The sequence below is a fragment of the uncultured Parolsenella sp. genome (genome assembly GCF_958346945.1).
In the GTDB taxonomy this organism is placed as follows: domain Bacteria; phylum Actinomycetota; class Coriobacteriia; order Coriobacteriales; family Atopobiaceae; genus Parolsenella.
This window is the reverse complement of record NZ_CATVTL010000007.1, coordinates 39,798-64,870: the sequence shown is the minus strand read 5'-3', so window position 1 is coordinate 64,870 and position 25,073 is coordinate 39,798. Positions and strand designations below refer to the sequence as shown.

Genomic DNA, 25,073 nt, shown 5'->3' with positions numbered 1-25,073 from the left:
AAAGGAAAAGGCTCCCGAGGGGGCCTTCCTGCAGGAAAAGTTCAAATCACGCGTTCGACTATCTTCTGAGCAACGCCCGCATGAAGACACCTTCGCCGCGTCGCGGGCCATCTTGAAAGATGGCGTTTCCGTTTTCCTGAAGCTAAATGCTCGACCCTAAGTAACCGGCGTACACGCGTCAGCAAAACCTCAGATAAATCAAATGCCCGCTCGTTGGCCATGCTCCAACCCAGCCAGTTAGCTTCAGAAAAACGAACTTACGTCGTCAGAACGGCCCAACCTACTTGCGTTTGTCTGGGTCTAAACAGCTCATCCGCGGGCAGCCAGGACCGCAGCAAGCGAAAACCCGCAGTTGGCGAGCGTTCACGCGACCCACTACTCCCCCACAAGCCTTTTAGCCCCAGACTTTCGCAAGTGCCGTCCGGCTCGTCACCGCAACAGAGACGTAACTTGCACGCGTTACTTTATCTTGCTAAAGTGAGTGCCATCGACTTTAGCAAACTAAAGTGGCACGCACGGCGCAGTCGCCCGCCACCACCAAGGAGGATCCATGAACGCCAACGCCCAAATCTCCCGCCGCCAGTTCCTCTCCCTCGCAGGCGGCCTCGCCGCCGTTTGCGGCCTCGGCCTCGTTGGCTGCGGCGGCTCCGGCAGCGCAGCCAGCACCACCGCCGCCGCAAGCACCGCCGCGGCCGACGACTCCGCCAACATCACCGAGCTCACGCTCGGCTTCGACCAGGCCTACCCGCCCTACGGCTTCGTTGGCGACGACGGCAACTTCACCGGCTTCGACATCGACCTCGCCGGCGAGGTCTGCAAGCGCAACTCCTGGGAGCTCAACCTCGAGCCCATCGACTGGGACGCCAAGGACACCCTGCTCAACTCGGGCGCCATCACCTGCATCTGGAACGGCTTCACCATGGAGGGCCGCGAGGACGACTACACCTTCTCCGAGCCCTACATGAAGAACGGCCAGGTCATCGTGGTCAAGAAAGACTCCGGCATCTCCTCGCTCGCCGACCTCGCGGGTAAGGCCATCATCACCCAGACCGACTCCGCCGCCCTCGAGGTCCTGCAGGGCGACCAGGCCACCCTCGCCGCCACCTTCGCCTCGCTCGACACCATCGGCGACTACAACACCGCGTTCATGCAGCTCGAGAGCGGTGCCGTCGACGCCGTCGCCTGCGACCTCTCCATCGCCCAGTACCAGCTCGCCGCCAAGCCCGACGCCTACGCCCAGCTCGACGAAGCCCTCTCGAGCGAGCGCTACGCCGTTGGCTTCAAGAAGGGCTCCCAGCAGCTCGCCGACAAGGTCACCGAGACCCTCAAGGCCATGGACGCCGACGGCTTCGTCGCAGACCTGTGCGACAAGTACGCCAGCTACGGCATCTCCTACGAGAACTGGCTGCTCAAGTAGCCAAGGGCACTCGCCCGCCTGGCCAAGCCAAGCCAACTCACCTGACCCACCCCATCCCACGCCGCGGCCCGCACCCCTCCGCGGGCCGCGGCACCCCTAAGGAGACACCCGTGGACCTCACCACGATGACCGGCATGCTCGTCCAGGGCTTCGGCACGACGCTCGCGCTGTTCGCCCTCACCCTCGTGGGAGCCATCCCCCTGGGCATCCCCGTGGCGCTCGCACGCATGAGCCGCTTTCGCCCGCTGGCATGGCTCGCCCGCGCGTTCATCTCGGTGCTGCGCGGCACGCCCCTCATGCTGCAGATGTTCGCGATCTACTTCGCGCCGTTCTACGTCTTTGGCATCGAGCTCACGCCCGCGTCGAAGTGGCAGGCCTGCGTCGTGGCGTTCATCGTGAACTACGCGGCCTACTTCGCAGAGATCTACCGCTCGGGCATCCAGTCGATCCCGCGCGGCCAGTACGAGGCGGCCGAGGTGCTGGGCTACTCGAGCGCGCAGACCTTCGTGCGCATCGTGCTTCCGCAGGTGGTCAAGAAGATCCTGCCCGCGATGGGCAACGAAATCATCACCCTGGTAAAGGACACGTCGCTCGCCTTCTCGATTGGCGTGGCCGAGATGTTCTCGACCGCCAAGGCCCTCGTGGCCTCACAGGTGAGCATGGTGCCGTTTGCCATCGCGGCCGTCATGTACTGGGTCTTCAACTTCATCGTCGAGCTGGCGCTGGGCGCCGTCGAGAAGAGGCTCGACTACTACCACGACTAGGCGCGCTATAAGGGCGAGAAGGACGAGAGGAACGAGACGGCATGGAACCCGTGATGAAGATTGAGGGCGCCCGCAAGGCGTTCGGGCAAAACGAGGTGCTCAAGGGCATTGACCTCGAGGTGAGCTGCGGCGAGGTCGTGGCCATCATCGGCCCCTCGGGCGGCGGCAAGTCAACACTTCTGCGCTGCGCCACGCTGCTCGAGCGCCTCGACGCCGGCAGCCTCTCGTTTGGCGACGTCGCAGTTGCCACCAACGAGGGAGGACGCGCCGCCTACGCCAAGCCCGCCGAGCTTGCCCGCGCACGCTCGCGCTTTGGCCTGGTGTTCCAGAACTACAACCTGTTCCCGCACATGAGCGTGCTCAAGAACATCATGGACGCGCCCGTCCACGTGCAGCATCGCGACCGCGCCGAGGTCGAGGCCCAGGCCCGCGAGCTCATCGCCAAGATGGGCCTCGCCGGATGCGAGGACAAGGTCCCCTGCCAGCTCTCCGGCGGCCAGCAACAGCGCGTGAGCATCGCCCGGGCGCTCGCGATGAGGCCCGAGATGCTCTTCTTCGACGAGCCCACGAGCGCCCTTGACCCCGAGCTCACCGGCGAGGTGCTGAATGTCATCAAGGACCTCGCGGCCGAGAACATGACCATGGTCATCGTGACGCACGAGATGGCCTTCGCGCGCAGCGTTGCCAACCGCGTGGTCTTCATGGACGGCGGCACCGTCGTCGAAGAGGGCGCGCCCGAGCAGGTCTTTGGCAACCCCGCGCAGCAGCGCACCCGCGAGTTCCTCAGCAGGTACAACGGCTAGTTGGGACATTTGCGCCCGTAGCCTTTCTGTCCCGCTTTTCCTGCGGTTTGGGACAGAAAGGCTACGGGCAGTAATGCCCCAAGCCCCTACTCCTCGGACATCACGTTCGAGAAGAGCGTCTTGACGCTCACGCCCGGCAACGCGCCCACCTTGCCGGCAAGCGCCGAGATGGCGTCCTGCTCGGCGTCGAGCACCACGCTGATGACGCTCACGCCGCGCTGGCGGTACGGAATCCCCATGCGCCCCACGATGTGGCGGCCATACTCGTGGAGTAGCTCGTTGAGCGCGCCCACGCTCCCCAGGTCCTCCACGATGATCCCCATGATGGCAACCCTGTTCATGCGCTCTCCTCTCTCGCTTTTATCCAACTATAGCAAGGCATCCCAAACGCCCACACTCGCCAACGGCGCCACCCACCTCGACCGCGCTTTTGTCCTATCCTGAAGGTGTATGTGCCTAACCCGCCGCGCCGCAGCTCACGGCTGCCGTGGCATCGCCCGAGGGGAGCCCAATGGAGGCCTACAAGCAAGAGTTCATCAAGTTCATGGTCGAGTCGAACGTCCTCAAGTTTGGCGACTTCACGCTCAAGAGCGGCCGCAAGTCCCCGTTCTTCATGAACGCAGGCGCCTACGTCACGGGCTACCAGCTCAAGAAGCTCGGCGAGTACTACGCCCGCGCCATCCACGACAACTTTGGCGACGACTTCGACGTCCTCTTTGGCCCGGCCTACAAGGGCATCCCCCTGTCCGTCGTCACCGCCATCGCCTACCACGACCTCTACGGCAAGGAGGTCCGCTACTGCTCCGACCGCAAGGAGGCCAAGGACCACGGTGCCGACAAGGGCAACCTGCTGGGCGCCGAGCTGCACGACGGCGACCGCGTCGTGATGGTCGAGGACGTCACCACCTCGGGCAAGTCCATCGACGAGACCTACCCCAAGGTCACCGCCGCGGCCAACGTCGAGATTCGCGGTCTCATCGTGAGCCTCAACCGCATGGAGGTTGGCAAGGGCGGCGTAACCACTGCCCAGAAGGAGATCGAGGCCAAGTACGGCTTCCCCGTTGCCTCCATCGTGAGCATGGCCGAGGTCGTCGAGGTGCTCTACAACCACGAGGTCGAGGGCAAGGTCGTCATCGACGACGAGCTCAAGGCCCGCATCGACGCCTATTACGAGCAGTACGGCGTCAAGGAGTAGCCAACTCCTTGGCCGAGAAGGGCGCAGCAACGCCACGCCTAGGCCACACACGGGCGGCCGCATCGCCCGGCAACAGTAGTCACCGCGGGCGTCTGCCACCTGGCAGGCGCCCTTTTCTTCTGGCGGGCATCGCGCTCCAGCCGCGAGGCAACCGCAGCTCGCCCCACCGCACCAGCCCACAGCGCCTCACCGCGCTGCGGTGCCGCGCCCGCGCGCAGCACCCCATGCGCCGCCACAGCGCACCGCACGTCACCGCATCGCCACGCCGAACCCCAAGCACCCCGGAGTCCCCATGATCATCGCGTCGAACCTCGCCAGCTTCCTCATCATTTGCGTCGTGTGCTTCCTTGCCTCAACGCTGGGCCCCCTGTGCGGAATCGGCGGCGGCGTGATCATCAAGCCCATCGTCGACTCGCTGGGCGTCATGGGCATGGCCACCACGAGCTTCCTGTCGAGTCTCACGGTGCTCACGATGTCGCTCTCGACGCTCACCCAGCAGGCGTGGGGCACACGGCGCCACCCCGAGCGCGCCCGCACCCCCTGCCCGCCCACGGCCATCCCGCTCTCCATTGGTGCGGCGCTCGGCGGCGTGGCCGGCAAGGTCGCCTTCAACGCCATCCGCGGCTCTCTGGGCACGCCCGAGACCGTAGGCGCAGTCCAGGCGGCGGTCCTGTTCGCGCTCTCGGCCGCAACGGTCGTCTACACGCTGCTTCGCTCGCGCGTGCGCACGCTGCACATCACGGGCACCGTGGCGAGCGCGCTCATCGGCGTCGTCACGGGTGCCATGTGGGCGTTTCTCGGCATTGGCGGAGGCCCCTTCAACCTGGTGATCCTCACCCTGCTGTTCTCGCGCGAGACGCGCGACGCCGCCCGCGAGTCCATCCTTATCATTGCGTTTTCGCAGGTAGCAAGCCTCGCCTACACCATCGCGTCGGCCAGTGTTCCCGAGTTTAGCCCACTCATGCTCGTTGCGATGGCCACGATGGCGGTCGCAGGCTCGGTCGCGGGCAAGCGCGTCGCCGCGCGCATCTCGAGCCGCGGCACCGACGTCCTCTACGCGCTCACCCTCGTGGTCGTCATGGCCCTGTGCGCGCGCAACTTCCTGGTGCTGCTGTAACAGGGGCGTGCCGGCTCGACGCACCGCGCGGTCGCACCGGTCTCGCACCCCACGCATACGCCGCCCCTCGCCCACTCCACCCGTAACGCAGTCCTTACAAGCACGGGCCAACGCTGTGCAACATGATCCCTAAAAGCGGGTATAACCCCAGAACAGGTACGTAAAACCGCGTATTCGGGGGTCAGGCATGGATTTCTCAGTCGTCTTCTCCAGCAAGACGGGCAACACCGAGCTCGTTGCCAAACGCATCCGCAAGCTCATGGGGGAGCAAGACTGCACCTACTTTGGCAGCGCCGAGAACGCGCCTAAGGCTGCGGGCAAGGCCAGCGTCGTGTTCGTGGGCACCTGGACCGACAAGGGCAGCGCCACCGACGACGTCATGGCGTTTATCCACTCGCTCGACGGTGCGCGCGTGTTCCTCTTTGGCACGTGCGGCTATGGCCAGGACGAGGCCTACTTCAACACTATCCTGAGCCGCATTCGCGAGGGCCTGAGCAAGAACTGCGAGGTCATCGGCTCGTTCATGTGCCAGGGCAAGATTGCCGAGGCGGCGCTCGAGCGCTACCATGCCATGCTTGCCGCGGCCGAGCCCGCGAGCCCCGAGGCCAAGCGCGCCCAGCTGTTCATCAAGAACTTCGAGGAGGCCCGCAGCCACCCCAACAACGACGACCTGCGTGCCCTTGAGACCTCCCTGCGTGCCGCGGGCCTCGTCTAACGCCTCGCGGCGCCGGCAGATCCGCCGCACATTGCCCAACAGCACAGCCAGCGCCGGGCCGGAGCCACCTCCGCCCGGCATTTTCATGCCGCGAGGCCACCTGCTTTGCCTCGCGCCAGGCACCTCGCATAAGGCAACCAGCCGCGCTCCACACAAAAGGGCCGCCCCCCGCATAAGCAGAAGACGGCCCCTATCAACCAATGTCTCAGGCGCTACTTGCCCGCAACGCCCTCGGCGCCGGCCTCGCCGGTGCCAGCGGCCTCGGCCTCGTGCACGCCCATCGCGGCAATCTGTGCGGCGGCAGCCACGCCCGCGGCGCGCTCGCGCTCGACACGGCGCTCGGCCCACACGCGGTTGGGCAGGCCAAACAGGTCCATGAAGCCCTTGGCTGCCGTGCGGTCAAACGTGTCGCCCTTGTCGTAGGTAGCCAGGCCAAAGTCGTACATGGAGCTGTCGGCACGCGAACCGGTGACGGTGCAGCTGCCCTTGTAGAGGTGCAGGCGAACCTCGCCGGTCACGGTCTTCTGCGTGCTCGCAAAGAACGCGTCGAGCGCGTCCTTGAGCGGCGAGTACCACAGGCCGTTGTAGACCTGGCGGCTCCAATCGTGCTCGAGCTGCAGCTTGGTGTGCAGCACGTCACCCGGCAGGCACAGGCACTCGAGCTGCTTGTGCGCCATGATGATGGCCAGGGCGCCCGGCTGCTCGTAGCACTCGCGGCTCTTGAGGCCCACGAGACGGTCCTCAATCATGTCGATGCGTCCAAAGCCGTGGCTACCCACGATCTTGTTGAGCGCGGCGATGAGGTCGTAGAGCTTCATGCGCTGGCCGTCGATGGAGACGGGCAGGCCGCCCTCGAAGCCCAGGACCACGTCGCGGGCCTCGTCCGGGGCGTCCTCGGGGTCAACGGTGATGGACCAGGCGCCCTTGGGGGCCTCGTTCCACGGGTCCTCGAGCACGCCGCACTCGATGGCGCGGCCCCACACGTTCTCGTCGATCGAGTAGGGGTTCTCCTTGGTGGCGTCCACGGGGATGCCGCACGACTGGGCATACTCGATCTCGCTGGAGCGGGTCGTGAGCTCCCAGCTGCGCACCGGGCCCAGGATCTCGAGGGTGGGGTCGAGGGCCTTGCACTCGAGCTCAAAGCGCACCTGGTCGTTGCCCTTGCCGGTGCAGCCGTGGGCGATGGCCACGGCGCCCTCGGCCTGGGCAACCTTCACGAGGTGGCGGCAGATGGCCGGGCGCGACAGGGCGCTGAGCAGCGGGTACTTGTTCTCGTACATGCCGTTGGCAAAGATGGCCTTGGCGATGAAGTCCTCGGCGAACTCGTCTCGGATGTCAACGTCGTAGGCAGCGACGGCGCCAAGCTTCTTGGCCTTCTCGTTCACCGCGTCGATGTCGGAGCGCTCCTCGGACGGCTGGCCCAGGGCGGCGATGCAGGAGACCACATCGTAGCCGACGTCCTGCAGGTACTTGAGCAGGCACGAGGTGTCGAGGCCACCGGAATACGCGAGAACGACCTTACCCTTTTCGGACATGTGGGTCTCCTTAATATCAAGGCTTGATAACGGTTTGGGGTGGTGCAGGCGCGGCCGCGCGCGGCGACCGGCTAATGCGAGAAGCGCGAGAGGGGCAAATGCCTACTCGCGCACGCCTCGCAGCTTGTTGACGAGCTGCTCAAGCGAGGCGGCCTCGGCATCGGTCATGCAGACGACCATGATCGTGTCGTCCCCGGCGATGCAGCCGGCGATGTCGGGCAGGCTGGCATCGTCGATGGCGGCGGCGACGCCCTGGGCGGTGCCGGCCTGGCTGTGGATCACCACGATGTTGTTGGCGCGGACAACGCTCGTGACCAGCGTCGACACCATGGTCTGCAGGTGCAGGTCCTCGGAGAGCACGTAGACGCCCTCGGGGAGCTTGCGCAGCCCCATGTCGGCGATGTCGCGCGAGATGGTGGCCTGCGTGCACACGAAGCCGAGCTTCTCGAGCTCCTCGACGAGCGCGCGCTGGGTCTTGATGGACTTGTCGCGAACGATCTCGCGAATGGCGTCCTGCCTATTGAAGCGCTTCTTCACCTGGTTGCCTTTCTGGCCGTTATACTCTCGTTGCATACACAAGGCGCAGCGACGATGCGCGCAACTCTGCATTCACAACGAAATGCATATTAGCACGCTTTCATACGAGATTTTCGCAAATATTCGAATTTTTAAACATCTCTATGCGAGAAATACGCATTCTTTCGTGCATCAGCCACCAAGAAGGACGCAGGCAGGCTCAGGCGTACGCCCACGCCGCCGAGAAGCACGCACGGCCCGCTATGCCAAGGAGCACGCACCGCCAACCACCGGCACGCGCGCCGCAGCCGCTACTCTCCCGCAAGCAGCCGACGCAGGCCCGCGGCGTCGCAGATGGGCTCGAGCAGGTCGATGATCTCGTCAGACTGGTAGAAATCGCCACGCCGGCGGTTGCCCAGGGGCCGCAGCATCCCGTACTCGCAGGCACGATTCACCAGCGTCAGGGCCGCGCGGGTCGTAATGCCCAGACCATCTGCAACATAGCTCACGCTCACCACCGGCTGCTCGCTCAAGAGCTCCGGCAACCTATAGATGCTCGAGCCGCGTCGCTCGCCAATGCGCTCGAACCAGGAAGCAAATGTCTCGTCCATGCGCTTGGCCGTGAGCGCGCCCACGCTCACGGCAAACTCCAGGGCCTCGACCAGCTGCTCGATAACGGCCAGCGGGTCTCCCTGTTGGTAGCTCGTGAGGGCATCCATGTAGCTGCCCACGTTGTGGAGAAGCCCGGCCGAGAGCGGCAGGGTCGCATGGGACAAGATGCCCTCGCCGGCCAAGATCTTATGGATAAGGACGCGCCCCGTGCGGCCGTTGCCATCGATGAAGGGATGGATGGTCTCGAGCTGGGCGTGGAGAAGGGCCGCCTTGACGATAGGCGTCAGGTCAGCGCGGGCGGCAAAAGCCATGAGGTCGTCCAGGTAGTCGGGAACGCGCGAGGCGGCTGGCGGCACGTAGAGGGCGCCATGGGGGCTGTAGGGGCCGCCGCCCACCCAAACCTGCTCCTCGCGTATCTTGCCGCCAAACGTGGCGCCATCGCGGTTCATGAGGGCGGCGTGAATGGCAAGGATTGCGTCGAGGTCAAGCGGGCCGTCGAGCAAGAGCGCCTCGCGCATGGCGGCGACGTTACCCATGATGAGACGGGCGTTGCGGGGCACATCGCGGGAGACCTCGGCCAGGGCAACGTTACGAACGCTCGAGGTCAGGTGCTCAATCTGCGAGCTTGCGGATGACTCGCTCCTCAGCAGCAGGGCCGGCAGGTCATAGCCACGAGCCTGCTGCTGTGCGTCGAACTGGGCAAGGCGCACGAGCAGCTCAGACATGCGGGCAGAAAGCTTGGCAGGCACGTCAACGGAGAGCCCCTCGATATGCAGCGGCAGGGCCGCCTCGTAGGCAGAGCCAATCTTGCGGCGCTGAGTCTTGGAGATGAGAGGCGCAAGGTCTGGGTCGCCGTGCCACGGCAGCGTCTCATGCTCAATATGCGGCCACTGTCCCATGCGCTCACTTCTCCTCGCACGAAATAATCGGAAGCAAAGTATACTTCACTTCTGAAAATCGCCTAATTTCGGAAGCGAATCTAACTTCACTTCCGATAATCACCGCAAAACGGAAGCGAACCCTCGGTAAGAAGCGCATCGAAGTCGGCCTTTGGTGCCGTGCGAGAAAAGCTGTAGCGCTCGCCCTCCCCGCGCTTGTACAGAGGCTCAAACGTATGAAACTTGCCGCTCGTCTTGATGCGATAGACCTCGTTCATGCTGTAGGGTGCGTTCCGATCATCGCAGCTCCTACAGGTACGCCGTGGCCTCGCGAAGGAGGTCGGTCATGTTGTGGACGATCTTGCCGCTATTGGCAACGCGCAGCTTGAACTCCTCGGGGCCAAAGTCCATGACATGGTGGAGGTTCACGACCACCTTGCGGCTCTTCGCAATCTCAAGCAACCACTTTGCACAGTTGTCGCCGCAGGTGGAGGCATTAAAGACATGCTCCCTGTCGAACCTCACGAGCATGAGCGTTTTAACGCCACCCGAGAGGGAAAGAGGCGTGATGCTTCCAAGAACGGGGCTCTCGATGACACTTGCCGAGACAACCTCAGACTTATCGACGTCACGAATCATCTCGACGGAGAGCGGGTTCGTGATCCACGAGTCGCGATAGGTGTTCTTGAAGTACACCGCCGTATTGTAGATGGCCTCGGGCATGTGCCCAAAGTAGATGTTCAGCATATTGCTCTCAGCCCTCCCATAACCGCAGGTACACCATGGTGTCCAAATTGGACACCAGAAGCGTACAAATTATTGTACAAGGCATTTGCGCCCAAGCGTGTCCTCGCGAGACAATGCGAGGGTATTGGCGCAGCGCACGCCGCAACCGCAGGGACAAGGCCAAAGACCATCCCAGCCTCGTTTTGGTGTGGTGCACGCCGCAAGCTCATTTCCCGGGAGGCCACGTGATCGTAGGGTTGCTCGCACAAGTCGACGCAGGAAAGACCACGCTCGCGGAGACCCTGCTCTACGACGCCGGCCGCACGCGCAGGCTGGGTCGCGTGGACCACGGAGACTCCGCGCTCGACACCAACGAGATGGAGCGCGAGCGCGGCATCACGATCTTTGCCGCCCAGGCCGAGCTCGAGCATGCGGGCCACAGCGTCACGATCGTCGACGCGCCCGGCCACGTCGACTTCTCGGCCGAGGCGGAGCGTGTGCTTTCGGCCGTTGACTGCGCCGTGCTGGTAGTGGGCGCAAACAACGGCGTGCAAGGCCACACCGAGACCCTCTGGCGCCTCCTTGCGCGACGCGCCATCCCCACCTTTGTCTTTGCCAACAAGATGGACCTGCTGCCAGACGGCGACACGCCCCAGACGCGCGCGGAGGTGCTCGCAAGCCTGCGCGCCCACCTTGCCGCAGACGGCGGCGAGTTCATCGATGCGGCCGCGCTCATGCACGGGGACAGTACATACGCCAACGCCGCACGGGAGGCAGCCGCCGCAACCGACGAGACGGCCCTCGACGAATATCTCGAGACGGGCGTGCTCGCACCCGCCACCCTCGCGCGACTCGTGGGCAAGCGGCGCGTCTTCCCCGTTCTGTTTGGCTCGGCGCTCAAGAACCAGGGCGTCACCGAGCTACTCGACGCCCTGGTTGTCCTAGGCCTGCAGCCCAGCTGGCCCACCGCGTTTGCCGCACGAGTGTACCGCGTGAGCCACGGGGGCGGCGAGCGTCTCTGTTGGCTCAAGGTCACGGGCGGCACGCTGCGTGCAAAGCAGCAGCTAGAAGGCATCGATTCTGGCAAGCCATGGGCCGAGAAGGCCAACCAGCTGCGCGTCTACACCGGCGAGCGGTTCGAGCTTGCGAGCGAGGTTGCCGCCGGACGCACCTGTGCGGTCACGGGCCTTAGCCATGTGCGCCCGGGAGACGTGCTGGGCGCCGAGCCCGCGGGCGAGCCGCCCATGCTGGCTCCCGTCCTGGCCTACGGCGTGGAGCCTGGCGAGGGCGCAGACAACCACACGGTGCTCTTGGCCCTACGCGAGCTGGCCGAGGAGGACCCAATGCTGGGCGTTGCCTGGGACGAGCGGGTGCAGCAGGTAAGGTTGCAGCTCATGGGCGCCGTTCAGCTCGAGGTCGTGCGCGAGCTACTGCAGCGGCGCTATGGCCTTGCCGTGAGCTTTGGCCCCGGGCGCATCCTCTATAAGGAGACGATCAACGCGCCGCAGATGGGCATTGGCCACTTTGAGCCGCTGCGCCACTATGCCGAGGCGCATCTGCTGCTGGAGCCGGGCAAGCGCGGCAGCGGCGTCGTGTTTGGCACGCGCTGCAGCGAGGACGAGCTCGACCGCAACTGGCAGCGCCTCATCCTCACCAACGCCATGGAGCGCGACCACCTGGGCACCCTCACGGGCGCGCCCCTTACCGACGTGCGCATCACGCTGTGCGCGGGACGTGCGCACGCCAAGCACACCGAGGGCGGCGACTTTAGGCAGGCCACCTACCGGGCAGTGCGCCAGGCGCTCATGTGCGCGCGGGAGCAGGGCCACTGCGTGCTGCTCGAGCCGTGGTACCACTTTGAGCTCGCCATTCCGGCAAACAAGATCGGCCGCGCCCTGGCAGACCTCACACGCATGCACGCGCGCTTTGGCTCGCCCGATGCGACGGGTGAGACGGCCACGGTCGCAGGCGAGCTGCCGGCCAGCGAGCTGGGAGACTATGCGATAGACGTGGCGGCCTACACGAGCGGCCGCGGCAGCCTTACGCTTGAGCTTGCGGGCTACGAACCCTGCCATGATGCCGAGAAGGTCATCGAGCAGATGGCCTACGAGCCCGAGGCAGACCTGCCCAACACGCCCGACTCCGTCTTCTGCAGCCACGGCGCCGGCTACACCGTCAAGTGGAACGAGGTGCCGGCGCATGCCCACGTAAAGGACGACCCCACCCTCCTGCGCCCCTGGCGCGAGGCAGACGCGTCCTTCTTTGCAGGGTAGACGGCCTGTGCCGCACGCACGGGTGCGAGCGACGCCTCGCCGTCAAATCGCTGAAATCGACGCTACCCCACTTGAAGCTCACCAAATCGCTCAAATCGACGCTAGCGGCACATCGAGCCAGAGGTGAACACCTGGTGGCCGGCCGACCCCGCCCCACCCGACGAGATCTCGCGCAGACGCGAGATGTGCCGGCGCATCTTGCCACGGCCCAGGTCGCCATAGCGCAGGGTGAGGTCGCGCGCCAGCTCCTCGCAGCGCTCGGGGTCCATCACGTTCACGCCTTGCCCGCGCAGCTCGGCCACCTTGCGCTCGACCACCGCCACGAAGCTCTCGACGCCATCACAGCCAAGCGAGCCCACATACACGTTGTCCGAGCTAAAGCCAGCCTCGGCGCTCTCAAACGAGAACGGGTCCACAAACACCGTAACCTCGTAGATGTCATCGAGCGTAAGACCCGCCGCCACCTCCTCGAGCGAGTCCACATGCATGGCGCACTGCTTTAAGGCCCGCAGCTCCGAGCGATGCTTGCCCTTGCGGTCGCGCAGGTCGATATCCCCAAAGTTCTTCGTGACCCTCACCTCCGCGCGTTTGCTCTTGGCCTCAAAGACAAAGGCACCCACTTCGGTAAAGAGCACCGTATCGACCTGGCGCCACAACGGAGTCAGCACGCCCGAGCGGCGCGGCAACGAGCGCGAGGCCACGGGCAGGAACAAATTTGCCGCCAGCTGCGAGCCAAACAGGGGCGACGCCGCATCACGTGAGCGCACGCGCAGCGTCTCAAACAACGCCCACTCGCCCACCATGCCGCGCGACAAGGCCCTGGCGTCCGCCGGCACCACCGAGAAGGAGCCATCCGCATAGCGGGCCTTGAGGGCATAGCGCTCCTCGCCCTTGGCATCTGGGGCAGACTCAAGGCGCGTACCCGTTGCGCGGAACCACTGGCTCACGTAGTAGCGGCACTGGGCAAGGCGAAAGCAGAGCGCGCGGCCTTGCGCATAGCGCTCGCGGGCCTCTTCGACCCTTCGCCTGCCCAGGGCGAGGCGGGCCTTGAGGTAGAGCCTGCGAACAAACCCGGCCTGCCCAAGCTGCCCCTCAAGGTCCTTGGCGGCATCAATGATGGCCTTGGCCGCATCGTTTTGCGCGGCGAACTCGCGGGCGCGGGCATCATAGGCGGCCTCGGAGAGCTCGCAGTCGCAGGCGGAACAGCGAAAGGCACGGTCATCGCTCGCAAGCGAGGCCAGGACAACCTTGGCGCCACAGCTGGGGCAAACCACCCTAATGCCCTTGTAGATGCGCGCGTGGACTTGCTCGGACGTCTCCGGCGTCACATCGATGCTGGCGTGCTTGTGGATGCGCCCCTGCTGGTGAACCTTCTTGACCGTCTTGCCCACGATGACCTCCCAAGCTTTAGTTGGGAGGATGGTATCGAACAAGCGGGACATTAAAGAAAAAGGCCCATAGGGGGGCCAAGAGGCACCATGCGCGAGAGGAGCACGCGAGTAAAGAAGGGGGCTCGCACCTAAGGAGCCTCCCGCGCATGGCACTAGAATATTAGTCCATTCTAGGGACATTATTGCCGAGGTCGGTCAACGGTTTTTGCGCCCACGCAATATTGCGGGGCGCCCGCGGGCATCTCCCCTGCTTACGGCGTTGTGGCGCAACTAAATTCATTTTTCAAAGATCCGCGCGAGAAGGCCCAGCGGTACCCAAAGACGCCGTCACCGCACCAAACCCGGACGCACTAGCGCCTCTGCGCCAATCGATACTTGCGCAGCCTGCTCGTCTTGGGCGCCGTGGCCTCGATGAGACCGGCCTCCAGAAGCGGCTTGATGCGGTAGCGCACCTGGTTCATGGACAGCCCCGTCTCCCTCACCAGATCGCTGGCAGACATCTCCCCACGGTCACCGATGATCTCGAGCACACAATCCCCGCTCGGCGTAGCAGTCAATTGCAGCCGAGACGCTACGCGCCGTACGGAGGCACCAGAATCCACTGGCCTGTACAGAATCACCTTGAAGCTGTCGAGCCGAGGGCAAAACTCAGGCTCGGGGAGCCCTCGCTCGCGACACTCCCTAAGCATCATGGGAATGCCCGAGCCATTGCCCTCGGCCGGAGAGCCTGCGCCGTCGGGCAGCGGAACGAGGGACATGAGCCTCATGAGAGTGGCGTTGCGGCAGCATGAGGAACCGTCGGCAAGGTTGAGCTGCGTCTTCGTGCCGTAAAGACCCCCGGGGTTAAGAATCTCGATACGGTCGTCAAAGATGTCGACAGAGACGGCCTGGCCGTCATAACGGGGACTGTAGTCGCGGTGGATCAGGGCGTTGGCAATGGCTTCTCGAATGACCTCCTCGGGAACCTCGAGCTCATCGATACGCCCGGCGCCAACCACCACGGAGCGACGCCTCAGGTTCTTGGCAGTGGCTGCGACCGCGTCCACGACCATCTCGCCCAGGGTGCCCTCGCAGATCGTTCGGTCACGAAAGCGCAGCGCGCCAGACGCCCCCTTCTCGGTCCCAGCGTGAACGGCAACGTCAACGACCAGCCGGGGATAGAACTGCTGGGGATAAACGCCCGCAACGAGCAGCCCCGCCTTGGTGACGGAACCGTCCTCGTTCGTGAAGTTGAGACGCTTGAGCTTCGTTGCGCCGTCCCCCGCCCCCTTGAGCGCCCGAGGAGTCAGGCTCAGAGCGCGAGCAAAGGTTCCCTGGACCAGGCCGTCGTCGAGGTCAGATGGCACGGCACCGGCAACGGGAGAGCGGTCAAAGGCAGTTCGCTCCGACGCAATGGCGACCGAGAACAGCTCGTTATCAGAGAGGAGGATGTCCTTGTCGTCGACGCGCTTATAGCTAGCCCTGGGGCCGCGGCCAAGCAGATAGCAGGGCTTTGACTCAGGGGGCAGCTCCTCAATCTCAATGACGAGAACGGGGCATGAGTCGAGAAACGCACGCGAGATGGAATACCGAGGCGGGTTAACGAGCTTGCCCCGCGAGCCGCCATCCCCCATGCCAGCCACGAATTGTTCGCGCACACGGTTGATGTCGAAGTCAGCAACGGGGGCAAAGCCGTTTCTCTCGCTAATGCCCAGAACGATGAGGCCACCAGAGGTATTGGCAAAGGCGCTGACCGTCTCCCAGATGTCCTTGGAGAGCGAGGCGGCACATTCCTTGACCTCCACCTCGGAGTCATCAGTGCCCTGCCTGCGCAGACGAGCGACTATCTGCTCCAGATCAAAGTCCTCCATGCCGCACCTCACTCACGCTGTCAGTGATGTCACTAACATAATAGCACTCGTCACTCACACTATCAATGAGAATTGTGAGTGATGGGTGCCCGTGTTACTGACGCATGCGCCCATGAGGCCGCCAGGGCGCGAAACGAAAAGTGGCCGCCCAGCCTTCGTGCGTCATCCCCATGAACACATCGAGCCAGGTGGCCACCGCGTTTATCTTATCGCAGGAGCAAGGCGAGACGCTCCCGACAATTAATGACGTCCCTTCGACGTCCTCGCAACCTTGCAGTACCCGGAAGCCTGATCAAGGTTCGGGCTGTAATACGGGTCGCCCGCTGCCCTAACGCTCGGCCACTTCTCATCAAACAGCCGCACATCAGCTTCGGGATAATCGGGCGCATTATCAGGCTCAACGTAATAGCGCTCGGGACAGGCATCGTTCGTCCTGAGCTTCACCGTGCACGTCTGGGCTACGCGGAGGTCCTCGCTAAGCACGCGACGACACAGATCGGCGGCGCCAACCTCGCCCTCGAAGCGCTCGTCAAAGCCTCCAACGTGCTCGAACAGTTCACGAGAAATCGTCAGTCCCTGCCATCCACAGGCACTCACATTAAGGAAGCCCCTTGTATAGCACTGGTAACCAGGGAAATCACCCTCATAGCCACGGTAGAGCGGCATGATGCGCTTGGGCGTCACGGCCACCCCATATGTCTTGTTGCGCCCATTCCTGTAGAGCGTTTTGGGAGCAGCCACGCCAACGCCAGCCAGCCCGCACAGCCCTATAAGCTGCTCGACCGCCTCCGGCGTCACAAAGAAACACCCAGCATCAACAAAGATGAGGTAATCGCCCGTTGCCGCGGCGGCGCCTGCGTTAAGACGCGCAAGCAGGCCATCCCCAGTTTCGCAACGAACCACGCGGAAGGGCGCCTCATGCTCACTTTCACCAGCCCTGGAGCTCACGAGAAGGACTTCGACATCCTCGTAGGACGTTCCCTGCCTAAAGAACTCCACAAACTGCTCGAGAAGGCTATAGGCAGCAGAGATCTCGCCAACAGCGTCCGCAACGTCAACGACAACACTCACCCTACCCCGCACCTTGCCAAACCAGGGGTTGTGCAGCAGGTACAGACCCGAAGAAGCAATCGTTGCGTTTGTCCCAATGCGCTCGTAGTGAAGCTCCTGGGCCTTGCGGCACGAGAAGAGGCTATACGGCTTGGAGTCCGGATTCGTAGCCGTAGAGTTCTCACTGATGCGCCAGTGGTACATCACGCGGGGTACGTGGCGCACGGCACGCGCCGCGGAGGAGCAATACAGAGCCATGTTGTAATCCTGCGAGCCGTCGAACTCGGCACCGGGCTTAGGCATCGACTCGATGATCGTCTTACGGATGGCCATGAGGTGCACAATGGCGTTCTTGCACAGGAGCAGCTCGGGCGAGTAATCAGGCTTCAAGAAGGGATTCTGATGCCTGAAGCCGCCCTTCTTCTTGTCCTCGAGCACAAGGTCCTCATCGCAGTAGAGAAAGTCAATCGTGGGGTCCTCGTTGATGGCCCTAACGTACTCAAACAGCAAATCGGCATCGATGTAGTCATCATGGTCGAGGAAGCAGCAGAAATCACCCGTCGCCACCTCGAGGCCAGCATTCGTGTTCTCCGTGATACCCAGGTTCTTCTCGAGCGTCACAACCGTCACGCGAGCATCACGAAGCTCCAGCGCATGGACCGCAGCGGCAAGAGAGGGCAGCTCGGGGCTCGCGTTCACGAGCACAAGCTGCAGGATCCCATACGTCTGAGAGAGCACGGAAGACGCCATAACCTCAAGAAAGTCGAGAGGCGTCTTGTAAAGCGGCACGATGAAGCTAAAAGAGGGCTGCAAGGCAAACTGACCGGCGGCGGCCCTCTGTGCTCCAAGCTCCTCCGCGGTAGCCTTGTGGCTCTCGAACCAAGTCGTATAGGCGCGGTCTGTCCAGGCATCAATGGGAAACGGGTTAAGGTCCGCCTCAGACCGCACGCCCGCGACCTTCCTGGCAGCGTGATAGACCTTGCGAGCAGCGTTGACCATCGTTCCCATGTTGCTCCAAACATCCGAAGTGGCAGCAAAAGCCCCGCCGGGGATACCGACGGGGCATCACACACTAGTTTACTCGCACCAGACGCATTTACTCGGCGAGCAGCGTCTCCAGGTACTCGTCGAGCTCCTGCTCCCAGTCGGGCATATGGAAGCCGGTGGCCTCGAGCCTGGAGAGGTCGAGGGCACTAAAGTGGGGGCGCGGGGCGATGGGGCCCTCGGCGTTGGCGTAGTACTCGGCCGTGCTGACGGTCACCACGCGGTCCCCGTTGCCGTTGGCGGCCTCGAAGACCCTGTGGGCGACATCGGCCCAGCTCCTGACGGCGCCGGAGCCCGTGCAGTCATAGGTGCCATAGGGCGCGTGCGTCCCCAGCACGTGGAAGATGGCGGCCGCCATGTCGCGCGTGAAGGTGAGACGTCCCAGCTGGTCGTCGACCACGGTCACCCGGTCGAGTCCATCGGCAGGGTCGGCCACGCGGTCGGACAGCGCCCTCATGGTCTTGACGAAGTTCCTGCCGTCGCCGATGACCCAGCTCGAGCGCATCACATAGTGGCGCGGGCACCCCGCCACGGCCAGGTCGCCGGCGGCCTTGGACTGCCCGTAGACGGACAGGGGCGAGAGGGGCTCGGACTCGTCGTGCAGCTCGCGGGTGCCGTCGAAGACGTAGTCGCTCGAGACGTGCACGAGCGTGATGCCGTGTTCGGCGCACGCGCGGGCGAGCAGCGCCGGGCCCGTGGCGTTAGCGGCCCAGCAGGTCGCGCGGCCCTCGAGGGTCTCCGCCCTGTCCACGGCGGTGTAGGCCCCGCAGTTAATCACGGTGCCGTAGAGGTCCCAATCGTACTGGGAGTAGGCGTCGGGGTCGGACATGTCGAACGTGTCGATGTCGCAGAAGTCGAAGTCCTTGGCGACCCCGCGCTCCTCGGCGAGCGCCCTCACCGCGCGACCCAGCTGGCCGTTGCAGCCGGTCACGAGCGTACGCTTAGGCGCCATGGGCGCCACGTCGGACAGCATCGGGTGGTGCAGGTCCGCCTCGGAGACAATCGCCTCGGAGAGGGGAATGGGCCACTCGATGGCGAGCTCCGGGTCGGCGAGGTTCACGAAGGTGTAGGTCCTCTTGAGCTCGGCAGACCAGTGGGCGTCCACCAGGTAGGTGTAGGCCGTCCCGTCCTCGAGGGCCTGGAACGAGTTGCCCACGCCACGCGGCACGTAGATAGCCCTGGAGGGGTCGAGCGTGCAGGTGTACACCTTACCGAAGGTGGCGCTGCCCTCGCGAAGGTCGACCCAGGCGCCGAACACGGAGCCGCGGGCGACGGAGATGAACTTGTCCCAGGGCTCCGCGTGGATGCCGCGGGTGACGCCGCGCTCCTCGTTGAAGCTGACGTTGTTCTGCACGACGCGCAGGTCGGGGATCCCCAGGGCGACCATCTTGGCGCGCTGCCAGTTCTCCTTGAACCAGCCGCGCGAGTCGCCGTGGACGGCCAGCTCGACGACCTTGAGGCCCTCGATGCCGGTCTCCTCAACCCTCAGCTGCTTCTCGAACTCGATCTCTGTCATGCTCTCCCCCTACTGTCCCTGCGCCTTGTAGCGCGCCTCGGTGGCCTCCTTAGCCGGGCGCCACCAGGCCTCGTTGGCCACGTACCAGTCGATGGTCTGGCGCAGGCCCTCGGCGAAGTCGGTGTGGGCCGGCTCCCAGCCCAGCTCGCGACGCAGCTTGGTGCTGTCGATGGCGTAGCGGCGGTCGTGGCCCGGGCGGTCTGCCACCCAGTCGAAGTCCTCGGGGTCCCTCCCCATGGCCTCGAGGATCATGCGCAGCACTGTGATGTTGTTGCGCTCGCCGTCGGCACCGATGAGGTAGGTCTCGCCCATACGACCCTTGGTGAGGATGTCCCACACGGCTGAGCTGTGGTCCTCGGTGTGGATCCAGTCGCGCACGTTCTCGCCCGTGCCGTAGAGCTTGGGGCGCACCCCGTCGATGACGTTGGTGATCTGCCTGGGGATGAACTTCTCCACGTGCTGGTAGGGGCCGTAGTTGTTGGAGCAGTTTGAGATCGTGGTGCGCAGGCCGTAGGTGCGGGTCCAGGCGCGCACGAGCATGTCGGAGCTCGCCTTGGTGCTCGAGTACGGGCTGCTCGGGTGGTAGGGCGTCTCCTCGGTGAAGCGCGCCGGGTCGTCCAGGGCCAGGTCGCCGTAGACCTCGTCGGTCGAGACGTGGTGGTAGCGGATGCCGTACTTCCTCACGGCCTCCAGCAGACGAAAGGTGCCCTCCACGTTAGTGCGCAGGAAGGGCTCGGGGTCTGCGATGGAGTTGTCGTTGTGGGACTCGGCGGCGTAGTGCACGATGGCGTCGTGGCCGGGCACGAGCTCGTCGAGCAGGGCCGCGTCGCAGATGTCGCCCACGACGAGCTCCACGCGGTCTGAGGGCAGCCCGGCGATGTTGGCGGGGTTGCCGGCGTAGGTGAGCTTGTCGAGGACGGTCACGTGGACCTCGGGGTGGTTGCTCACCACGTAGTGCACGAAGTTGCTGCCGATGAAGCCGCAGCCGCCCGTGACGATGATGTTCCTTGGCTCGAAGGTCTCTGCCATGCCTAGTGGTCCCTCCTGTTGCTGCGAATCTCGCCGGCGGCGACCTTCTTGAGGTGCTGGCCGTAGACGCTCTTGCCGTAGGCCCTCGCGGCCTCCTCGAGCTGGGCGGTGGTAGTCCAGCCGTTCTCCCAGGCGATCTCCTCGGGGACGGAGACCGGCAGGTCCTGCGAGTGCTCGACGGCGCGGACGAACTCGCTGGCCTCGTGCAGGCTCTCCATGGTGCCGGTGTCGAGCCAGGCGTAGCCGCGGCCCAGGGTCACCACCGAGAGGGTGCCCTCGTCGAGGTACATCTGGTTGAGGGTCGTGATCTCGAGCTCGCCGCGGGCCGAGGGCTCCACGCGGGCGGCCTTGGCCGCCACGTCACCGGGGTAGAAGTACAGGCCCGTGACGGCGTAGGAGCTCTTGGGGCGCTCGGGCTTCTCCTCGATGGAGACGGCGTTGCCCTCGTCGTCGAACTCGACGACGCCGAAGCGCTCGGGGTCGTCGACGTGGTAGCCGAACACCGTGGCGCGGCCCGCCTCGGCGTTCTCCACGGCGCGGCGCAGGTGGCGCGAGAGGCCGTTGCCGTAGAAGATGTTGTCGCCAAGCACCAGGGCGCAGGGGTCGCCGGCGATGAACTCCTCGCCGATGGTGAAGGCCTGCGCGAGGCCGTCGGGGCTGGGCTGCTCGGCGTAGGAGAGCGACACGCCGTAGCGCGAGCCGTCGCCCAGCAGGCGCTCGAAGTTGGGCAGGTCCGCGGGGGTGGAGATGACCAGGATGTCGCGGATGCCCGCCAGCATGAGCGTGGAGAGCGGGTAGTAGATCATGGGCTTGTCGTAGACCGGCAGCAGCTGCTTGCTGGTCACGAGCGTGAGCGGGTACAGGCGCGTGCCCGACCCGCCCGCGAGGATGATGCCTTTCATTGGCAGTACCTTTCCTTAGGCAAAGCGTCACTTAACATGATATGGAATTAAAGCGAGGCACCCGCATTTTGACTAAATCAACGTCAGCGCCAATTCACCATTTTGGCCGCCCTTAGCCAACGACTAGTCAAGCACCCCGTAAGCCTCAGCTTTCGCTAAGTATCGCTCGCGCTTTCTTGCCGTGCGCTCTTCATGGCGCGACATTACCGCCCCTCCCTCGGCGCTCTCAACGCCCAGCTTCGAATCGAGATTCTCAAAGCCGATGCAATGGTGCGAATATCCCGTTCGAATATAGTGCTCGGCACAGGCAATAGGGTCGTTTCCAAGCTTCTCAGTAAGGTCAGGGTTTCCATTCATATACGAGGAAATAGAGAAGCCCGGATGCGCCACCCTGCCCTCATTGAGTCCAAACGAAACAAAATGGTCAAACGCCCCATCGGGATTAGTGCGATACAGATGATTTAGATCTTCGTAATGGCGAAGATAGAAATCGGGCCTGTATATCTTTCCGTAGTCAAGACCGTTGTGGAGAAACGGCCCATTGGGTGTCTCGCCTACGGCTAGCAGTTCGGGCGCAGACGCCGTAGCACTGCTTCCAAGTAAGGCATCAGGCTCATTCGGATCGAACACGTCGCAATAATACGGATTTAGTCCACGCTTAAGAATAAACACATTTAGCAAGCGCTCTGCCATAAAGCCAAGAGCGCGCTTCTGATAAGCACTTCGATACCTATCGAAGTCGATTCGGTCCTCCAGCTCCCTCAGAATCGAAAAGAGCCACCTCGAATAGTCATCGAGAAGCTTCTTCTTGCAAATAATCATATTGAACGGACTAAACGAGCTCGAGCGAAGAAATACTTCTTTGAAAGCATCAACGTAGAACGGATGAAGCTTGCGGATGACGAAGTACAGCTGTACCAAGTCGGTCGAGCAGTGAGAAGCACGGTATTGTTCCGCCACAGTCGGCGCAGAATACCCAACCGCTCGAGAGCACGAATAGCGATTAGCAATAATGCAGTCGTAGTTTTCGAGCAGCCCGCGGATTTCGGTCTCATTGAGACGACGCCTCTGATCATCGGGCGATGCAAATAACCTTCGATAGTGAACCAGGCCAACAATATCTTCTCGGACTGCTTTCCACATCCAATACTGTCCGGTCAGTTCGCAGTAGTATTTGTTCTTGCCCGACAGGGAGCCATCGCACGAATCATCGTACAGCCAATTGGCCTCTCGCTCGTTGCGCGCATTTTGTTCCGCCCCCACAAACAGCGGAGCGTATATCTCGTCATGCGGCAAATCAACGAATTTGTGAGAAACGATGAACACCTTCATGGATGGCCCCCATCATCAAACGCTACCGGCAAATCTAATCAGTAACAAACTTCGTGTAGTAGCCATCCCCCTTGGCGTAATACTCGGGCCATGCAGCCCTAAGCTTGCCCTGTTCTGACATAAAGCGAGTCTTCTTAGCCGTATCGGCCACATCACTGCCTCTACTAAAAGACTCGTAGTGGTACAAGACGGCGTTAGCGTCATAGACAACCAAGAAACCCGCAGCTCTTAGCTTTAGACAGAAATCAACATCGTTGTATGCAACCGCGTATTCCTCGGAAAAGCCACCGACCCTCTCAAAAGCAGCCTTGCTCGTCATGAGACATGCAGCGGTAACGATATTGACATCCTGCGACACAGAAGCCCTGAACATGTAGCCAGGGTCGTCCTTGTCCAAATTGGAGAAAACGTGAACAGGACCGCCCATTTCCACAGGGGAGGCGCAGTACATCATGGCAACGCCGGCATGCTGAATAGTGTCATCCGGATAGAGCAGCTTTACTCCAACTGCCCCCACGTCCCCGCGCTGGCAAAAACCAAGCATAGACTCAATCCAGTTTGGGGTAATTACCTCAGTATCGTTATTAAGAAGGAGGAAATACTCACCCTTCGCATGTGTGACACCGAAGTTATTGATCTTTGAGTAGTTGAAATCATCCTGCCAAATTAAAACGCGAACGTTGTCATATTGAGTCTGAACGCGTTCGTAATAATCGAAGGTTGCCTGATCAGTACTGTTATTCTCAACGAGAAGGATCTCGAAGTTTCTATACGAAGACTTAGACTCGATTGAATCGATACAACGAGTCAGGACCTCAACGCTATCCTTATTGGGAATGATGACTGAAACAAGAGGAGAGCCTTTTACCTCGTACTTCGTCTTGTACAAGAAAGGCACATCCGAGGATGAAACCGAGCCCTTAAGACCGCAACGAACAAGATGCTCTTCAAGGGCGAGGCGGCCGGCTTCTTCGGCATAAGGCTTGCTGCCGGAGTTCTTAACCGTTGACGTATCGCTCATTCGCCAGTGGTACAGAATCTCAGGGACATGTTCGAACTGACAGCCGGCATCAGCAAGCCTGAGAACGAAGTCGTAATCCTGGGCACCATCGAATTTTTTCCTCAAGGGATATTGAGTTGCGATTTCCCGCTTTACGGCAAGAAGGTGGGTGATGTAGTTGTGAACCCTCAATAGGTCGAGATTGAAATCAGATTTAAAGTGAGGATTAATGAACTCGCCGCACTCGTTGAGCACGTCCTCGTCGCAGTAGAGAGCATCGATTGACGAATCCATCTTGATTCGCTTCGCGTATTCCGCAAGAACCCTAGGGTCGAGCAAGTCGTCGTGATCAAAGAACACAACGTAGTCACCCTCGGCAGCCTCAACGCCCTTGTTAGTATTCTCGGCAATGCCGTAGTTTGCATCGAGCGTGACGGTTCGAACTCGAGCATCGTCAATCTTAGTCAAAGTCTCGCGAAGGCTGGCGTTAGCCGGAGTCGAATTAACAAGGATCAGTTCCCAGTTGAAGTAGTACTGGGAAAACACCGAGCTCAACATCTCATTAAAGAGATCGAGAGGCGTATTGTACAAAGGGACAACGATGCTGAACTTGGGTCCCTCGGCTACTGCGTAATCGCCGGGGTTAGCAAACTCTAGCAGCTTGGTCCTGCTGCCAATCTCCTGCTGCCAGCCACCTCCAACGGCGTGGCGGAACCATGCCGAAGAACACGTCTCGAGATATAGGGCTTTAGACGGGGCATCGAAGCACAGGAATCCGACCTTGCAGCCCTCTCCCCTAGCTACCAGGCAATATGTATTACCGTCGTTTGGAATCCTCGCCGAAAAAGACTCTTCGTTCCTGCGAACACCGTTGTATAGAACTTCGCTTCCGCCTTGAAAAATAGCCGAAAAATCTGAGACCAGGTTTCCACAACCATCAAGCAAATCGAGCTCATAATGGTACGACGAATCCGGGCCGCAAATGACGCCCTTGACGATAAGGCTGTTATCGCGCGATGAGGGAATAACGACGCGGGGATTGATGTGAATTTGGTTCGTATAGGTGTTGCGATCGATGTCCCTCATCCGATGCGCCTCCTCCCACCCAAAGCGATAGAAGAGACGCGAGCTCCACTTAATACGCTCGCGGGACATCGACTTCTTGAAGCATATGTCGCCGTTGGCAGACTTACCACGAACGATTAATTTCTTTGTATCTAACAACGGCGTAACAAGAACATAGCGCTTGTTCCTGCCCGCAGCTTCCATCTCATAGACCTCAAGCGGAAGTTGCTGGCCGGTTTCTGATACAGCGGAAAAATCCGGAACACCGCAATCGGAAACCTCGACTGATAGGTAGGCAGCGCCTTGGCCTCGGCACATCTTCTTAATCTGAATAGACATCTTT

21 protein-coding genes are annotated in these 25,073 nt (G+C 62.4%); 7 read left to right on the top strand and 14 right to left on the bottom strand.

The features are described from left to right. Positions 1–550: 550 nt before the first annotated feature. The 3 genes from Q3866_RS05570 (at position 551) to Q3866_RS05560 (ending at position 2,984) form a co-directional block, all read left to right on the top strand. Positions 551–1,417: a transporter substrate-binding domain-containing protein gene (locus Q3866_RS05570; protein ID WP_301830256.1), complete on the top strand. Its 867-nt coding sequence runs from the start codon at positions 551–553 to the stop codon at positions 1,415–1,417. Positions 1,418–1,527: 110 nt separating this feature from the next. After that, on the top strand, positions 1,528–2,181 hold the full coding sequence (locus Q3866_RS05565) for an amino acid ABC transporter permease (protein WP_293673801.1): 654 nt from the start codon (positions 1,528–1,530) through the stop codon (positions 2,179–2,181). A 41-nt stretch (positions 2,182–2,222) separates the two neighbouring features. Then, on the top strand, positions 2,223–2,984 hold the full coding sequence (locus tag Q3866_RS05560) for an amino acid ABC transporter ATP-binding protein (RefSeq protein ID WP_301830254.1): 762 nt from the start codon (positions 2,223–2,225) through the stop codon (positions 2,982–2,984). Between the two features lie 86 nt (positions 2,985–3,070). Here Q3866_RS05560 and Q3866_RS05555 read toward each other — a convergent pair whose 3' ends face one another. Then, positions 3,071–3,325 (bottom strand): TM1266 family iron-only hydrogenase system putative regulator, encoded by a 255-nt coding sequence (locus tag Q3866_RS05555; RefSeq protein ID WP_301830252.1) that lies wholly within the window; start codon positions 3,323–3,325, stop codon positions 3,071–3,073. Between the two features lie 170 nt (positions 3,326–3,495). On the opposite strand from Q3866_RS05555, the gene pyrE reads away from it, so the two are divergent. From pyrE to bilS, 3 genes are all read left to right on the top strand, one after another. Next, entirely contained in the window at positions 3,496–4,179 is a 684-nt protein-coding gene (pyrE, locus tag Q3866_RS05550; RefSeq protein ID WP_301830249.1) for an orotate phosphoribosyltransferase, read from the top strand. Between the two features lie 292 nt (positions 4,180–4,471). Then, positions 4,472–5,296: a sulfite exporter TauE/SafE family protein gene (locus Q3866_RS05545; RefSeq protein WP_301830248.1), complete on the top strand. Its 825-nt coding sequence runs from the start codon at positions 4,472–4,474 to the stop codon at positions 5,294–5,296. 187 nt (positions 5,297–5,483) lie between these two features. Continuing rightward, a complete protein-coding gene (gene bilS / locus Q3866_RS05540) occupies positions 5,484–6,011 on the top strand; it encodes a flavodoxin family protein BilS (protein WP_301830246.1) in 528 nt (175 codons plus the stop codon). A 212-nt stretch (positions 6,012–6,223) separates the two neighbouring features. On the opposite strand, the gene Q3866_RS05535 is transcribed toward bilS, so the two are convergent. The 5 genes from Q3866_RS05535 to Q3866_RS05515 all read right to left on the bottom strand — a co-directional run bounded on the left by Q3866_RS05535 (position 6,224) and on the right by Q3866_RS05515 (position 10,299). After that, on the bottom strand, positions 6,224–7,546 hold the full coding sequence (locus Q3866_RS05535) for an argininosuccinate synthase (RefSeq protein WP_301830244.1): 1,323 nt from the start codon (positions 7,544–7,546) through the stop codon (positions 6,224–6,226). 102 nt (positions 7,547–7,648) lie between these two features. Next, on the bottom strand, positions 7,649–8,119 hold the full coding sequence (locus Q3866_RS05530) for an arginine repressor (RefSeq protein ID WP_293824624.1): 471 nt from the start codon (positions 8,117–8,119) through the stop codon (positions 7,649–7,651). Positions 8,120–8,373: 254 nt separating this feature from the next. Next, positions 8,374–9,573: a Fic family protein gene (locus Q3866_RS05525; protein ID WP_301830242.1), complete on the bottom strand. Its 1,200-nt coding sequence runs from the start codon at positions 9,571–9,573 to the stop codon at positions 8,374–8,376. An 86-nt stretch (positions 9,574–9,659) separates the two neighbouring features. After that, positions 9,660–9,830, bottom strand: coding sequence for a hypothetical protein (locus tag Q3866_RS05520; RefSeq protein ID WP_301830240.1), 171 nt, complete (start codon positions 9,828–9,830; stop codon positions 9,660–9,662). A gap of 31 nt (positions 9,831–9,861) precedes the next feature. Then, positions 9,862–10,299, bottom strand: a complete 438-nt coding sequence (locus Q3866_RS05515) for a DUF4869 domain-containing protein (RefSeq protein WP_301830238.1) — start codon at positions 10,297–10,299, stop codon at positions 9,862–9,864. Between the two features lie 224 nt (positions 10,300–10,523). On the opposite strand from Q3866_RS05515, the gene Q3866_RS05510 reads away from it, so the two are divergent. Beyond that, positions 10,524–12,551: a translation factor GTPase family protein gene (locus Q3866_RS05510; protein ID WP_301830236.1), complete on the top strand. Its 2,028-nt coding sequence runs from the start codon at positions 10,524–10,526 to the stop codon at positions 12,549–12,551. Between the two features lie 101 nt (positions 12,552–12,652). On the opposite strand, the gene Q3866_RS05505 is transcribed toward Q3866_RS05510, so the two are convergent. From Q3866_RS05505 to Q3866_RS05470, 8 genes are all read right to left on the bottom strand, one after another. Beyond that, positions 12,653–13,984 (bottom strand): hypothetical protein, encoded by a 1,332-nt coding sequence (locus tag Q3866_RS05505; RefSeq protein WP_301830235.1) that lies wholly within the window; start codon positions 13,982–13,984, stop codon positions 12,653–12,655. Between the two features lie 308 nt (positions 13,985–14,292). After that, a complete protein-coding gene (locus Q3866_RS05500; protein WP_301830233.1) occupies positions 14,293–15,792 on the bottom strand; it encodes an ATP-binding protein in 1,500 nt (499 codons plus the stop codon). 240 nt (positions 15,793–16,032) lie between these two features. Then, positions 16,033–17,850, bottom strand: coding sequence for a glycosyltransferase (locus Q3866_RS05495; protein WP_301830232.1), 1,818 nt, complete (start codon positions 17,848–17,850; stop codon positions 16,033–16,035). 88 nt (positions 17,851–17,938) lie between these two features. Further along, a complete protein-coding gene (locus tag Q3866_RS05490; protein ID WP_301830230.1) occupies positions 17,939–19,402 on the bottom strand; it encodes a bifunctional dTDP-4-dehydrorhamnose 3,5-epimerase family protein/NAD(P)-dependent oxidoreductase in 1,464 nt (487 codons plus the stop codon). 9 nt (positions 19,403–19,411) lie between these two features. Then, positions 19,412–20,431, bottom strand: a complete 1,020-nt coding sequence (gene rfbB, locus Q3866_RS05485) for a dTDP-glucose 4,6-dehydratase (RefSeq protein WP_301830228.1) — start codon at positions 20,429–20,431, stop codon at positions 19,412–19,414. Between the two features lie 2 nt (positions 20,432–20,433). Further along, positions 20,434–21,333 (bottom strand): glucose-1-phosphate thymidylyltransferase RfbA, encoded by a 900-nt coding sequence (rfbA, locus tag Q3866_RS05480; protein WP_301830226.1) that lies wholly within the window; start codon positions 21,331–21,333, stop codon positions 20,434–20,436. A gap of 123 nt (positions 21,334–21,456) precedes the next feature. After that, the gene (locus Q3866_RS05475; RefSeq protein ID WP_301830224.1) at positions 21,457–22,665 is read right to left on the bottom strand and encodes a DUF4422 domain-containing protein; all 1,209 of its coding nucleotides are present in this window, start codon (positions 22,663–22,665) and stop codon (positions 21,457–21,459) included. A gap of 34 nt (positions 22,666–22,699) precedes the next feature. Continuing rightward, entirely contained in the window at positions 22,700–25,069 is a 2,370-nt protein-coding gene (locus Q3866_RS05470; RefSeq protein WP_301830222.1) for a glycosyltransferase family 2 protein, read from the bottom strand. Positions 25,070–25,073: the final 4 nt, after the last annotated feature.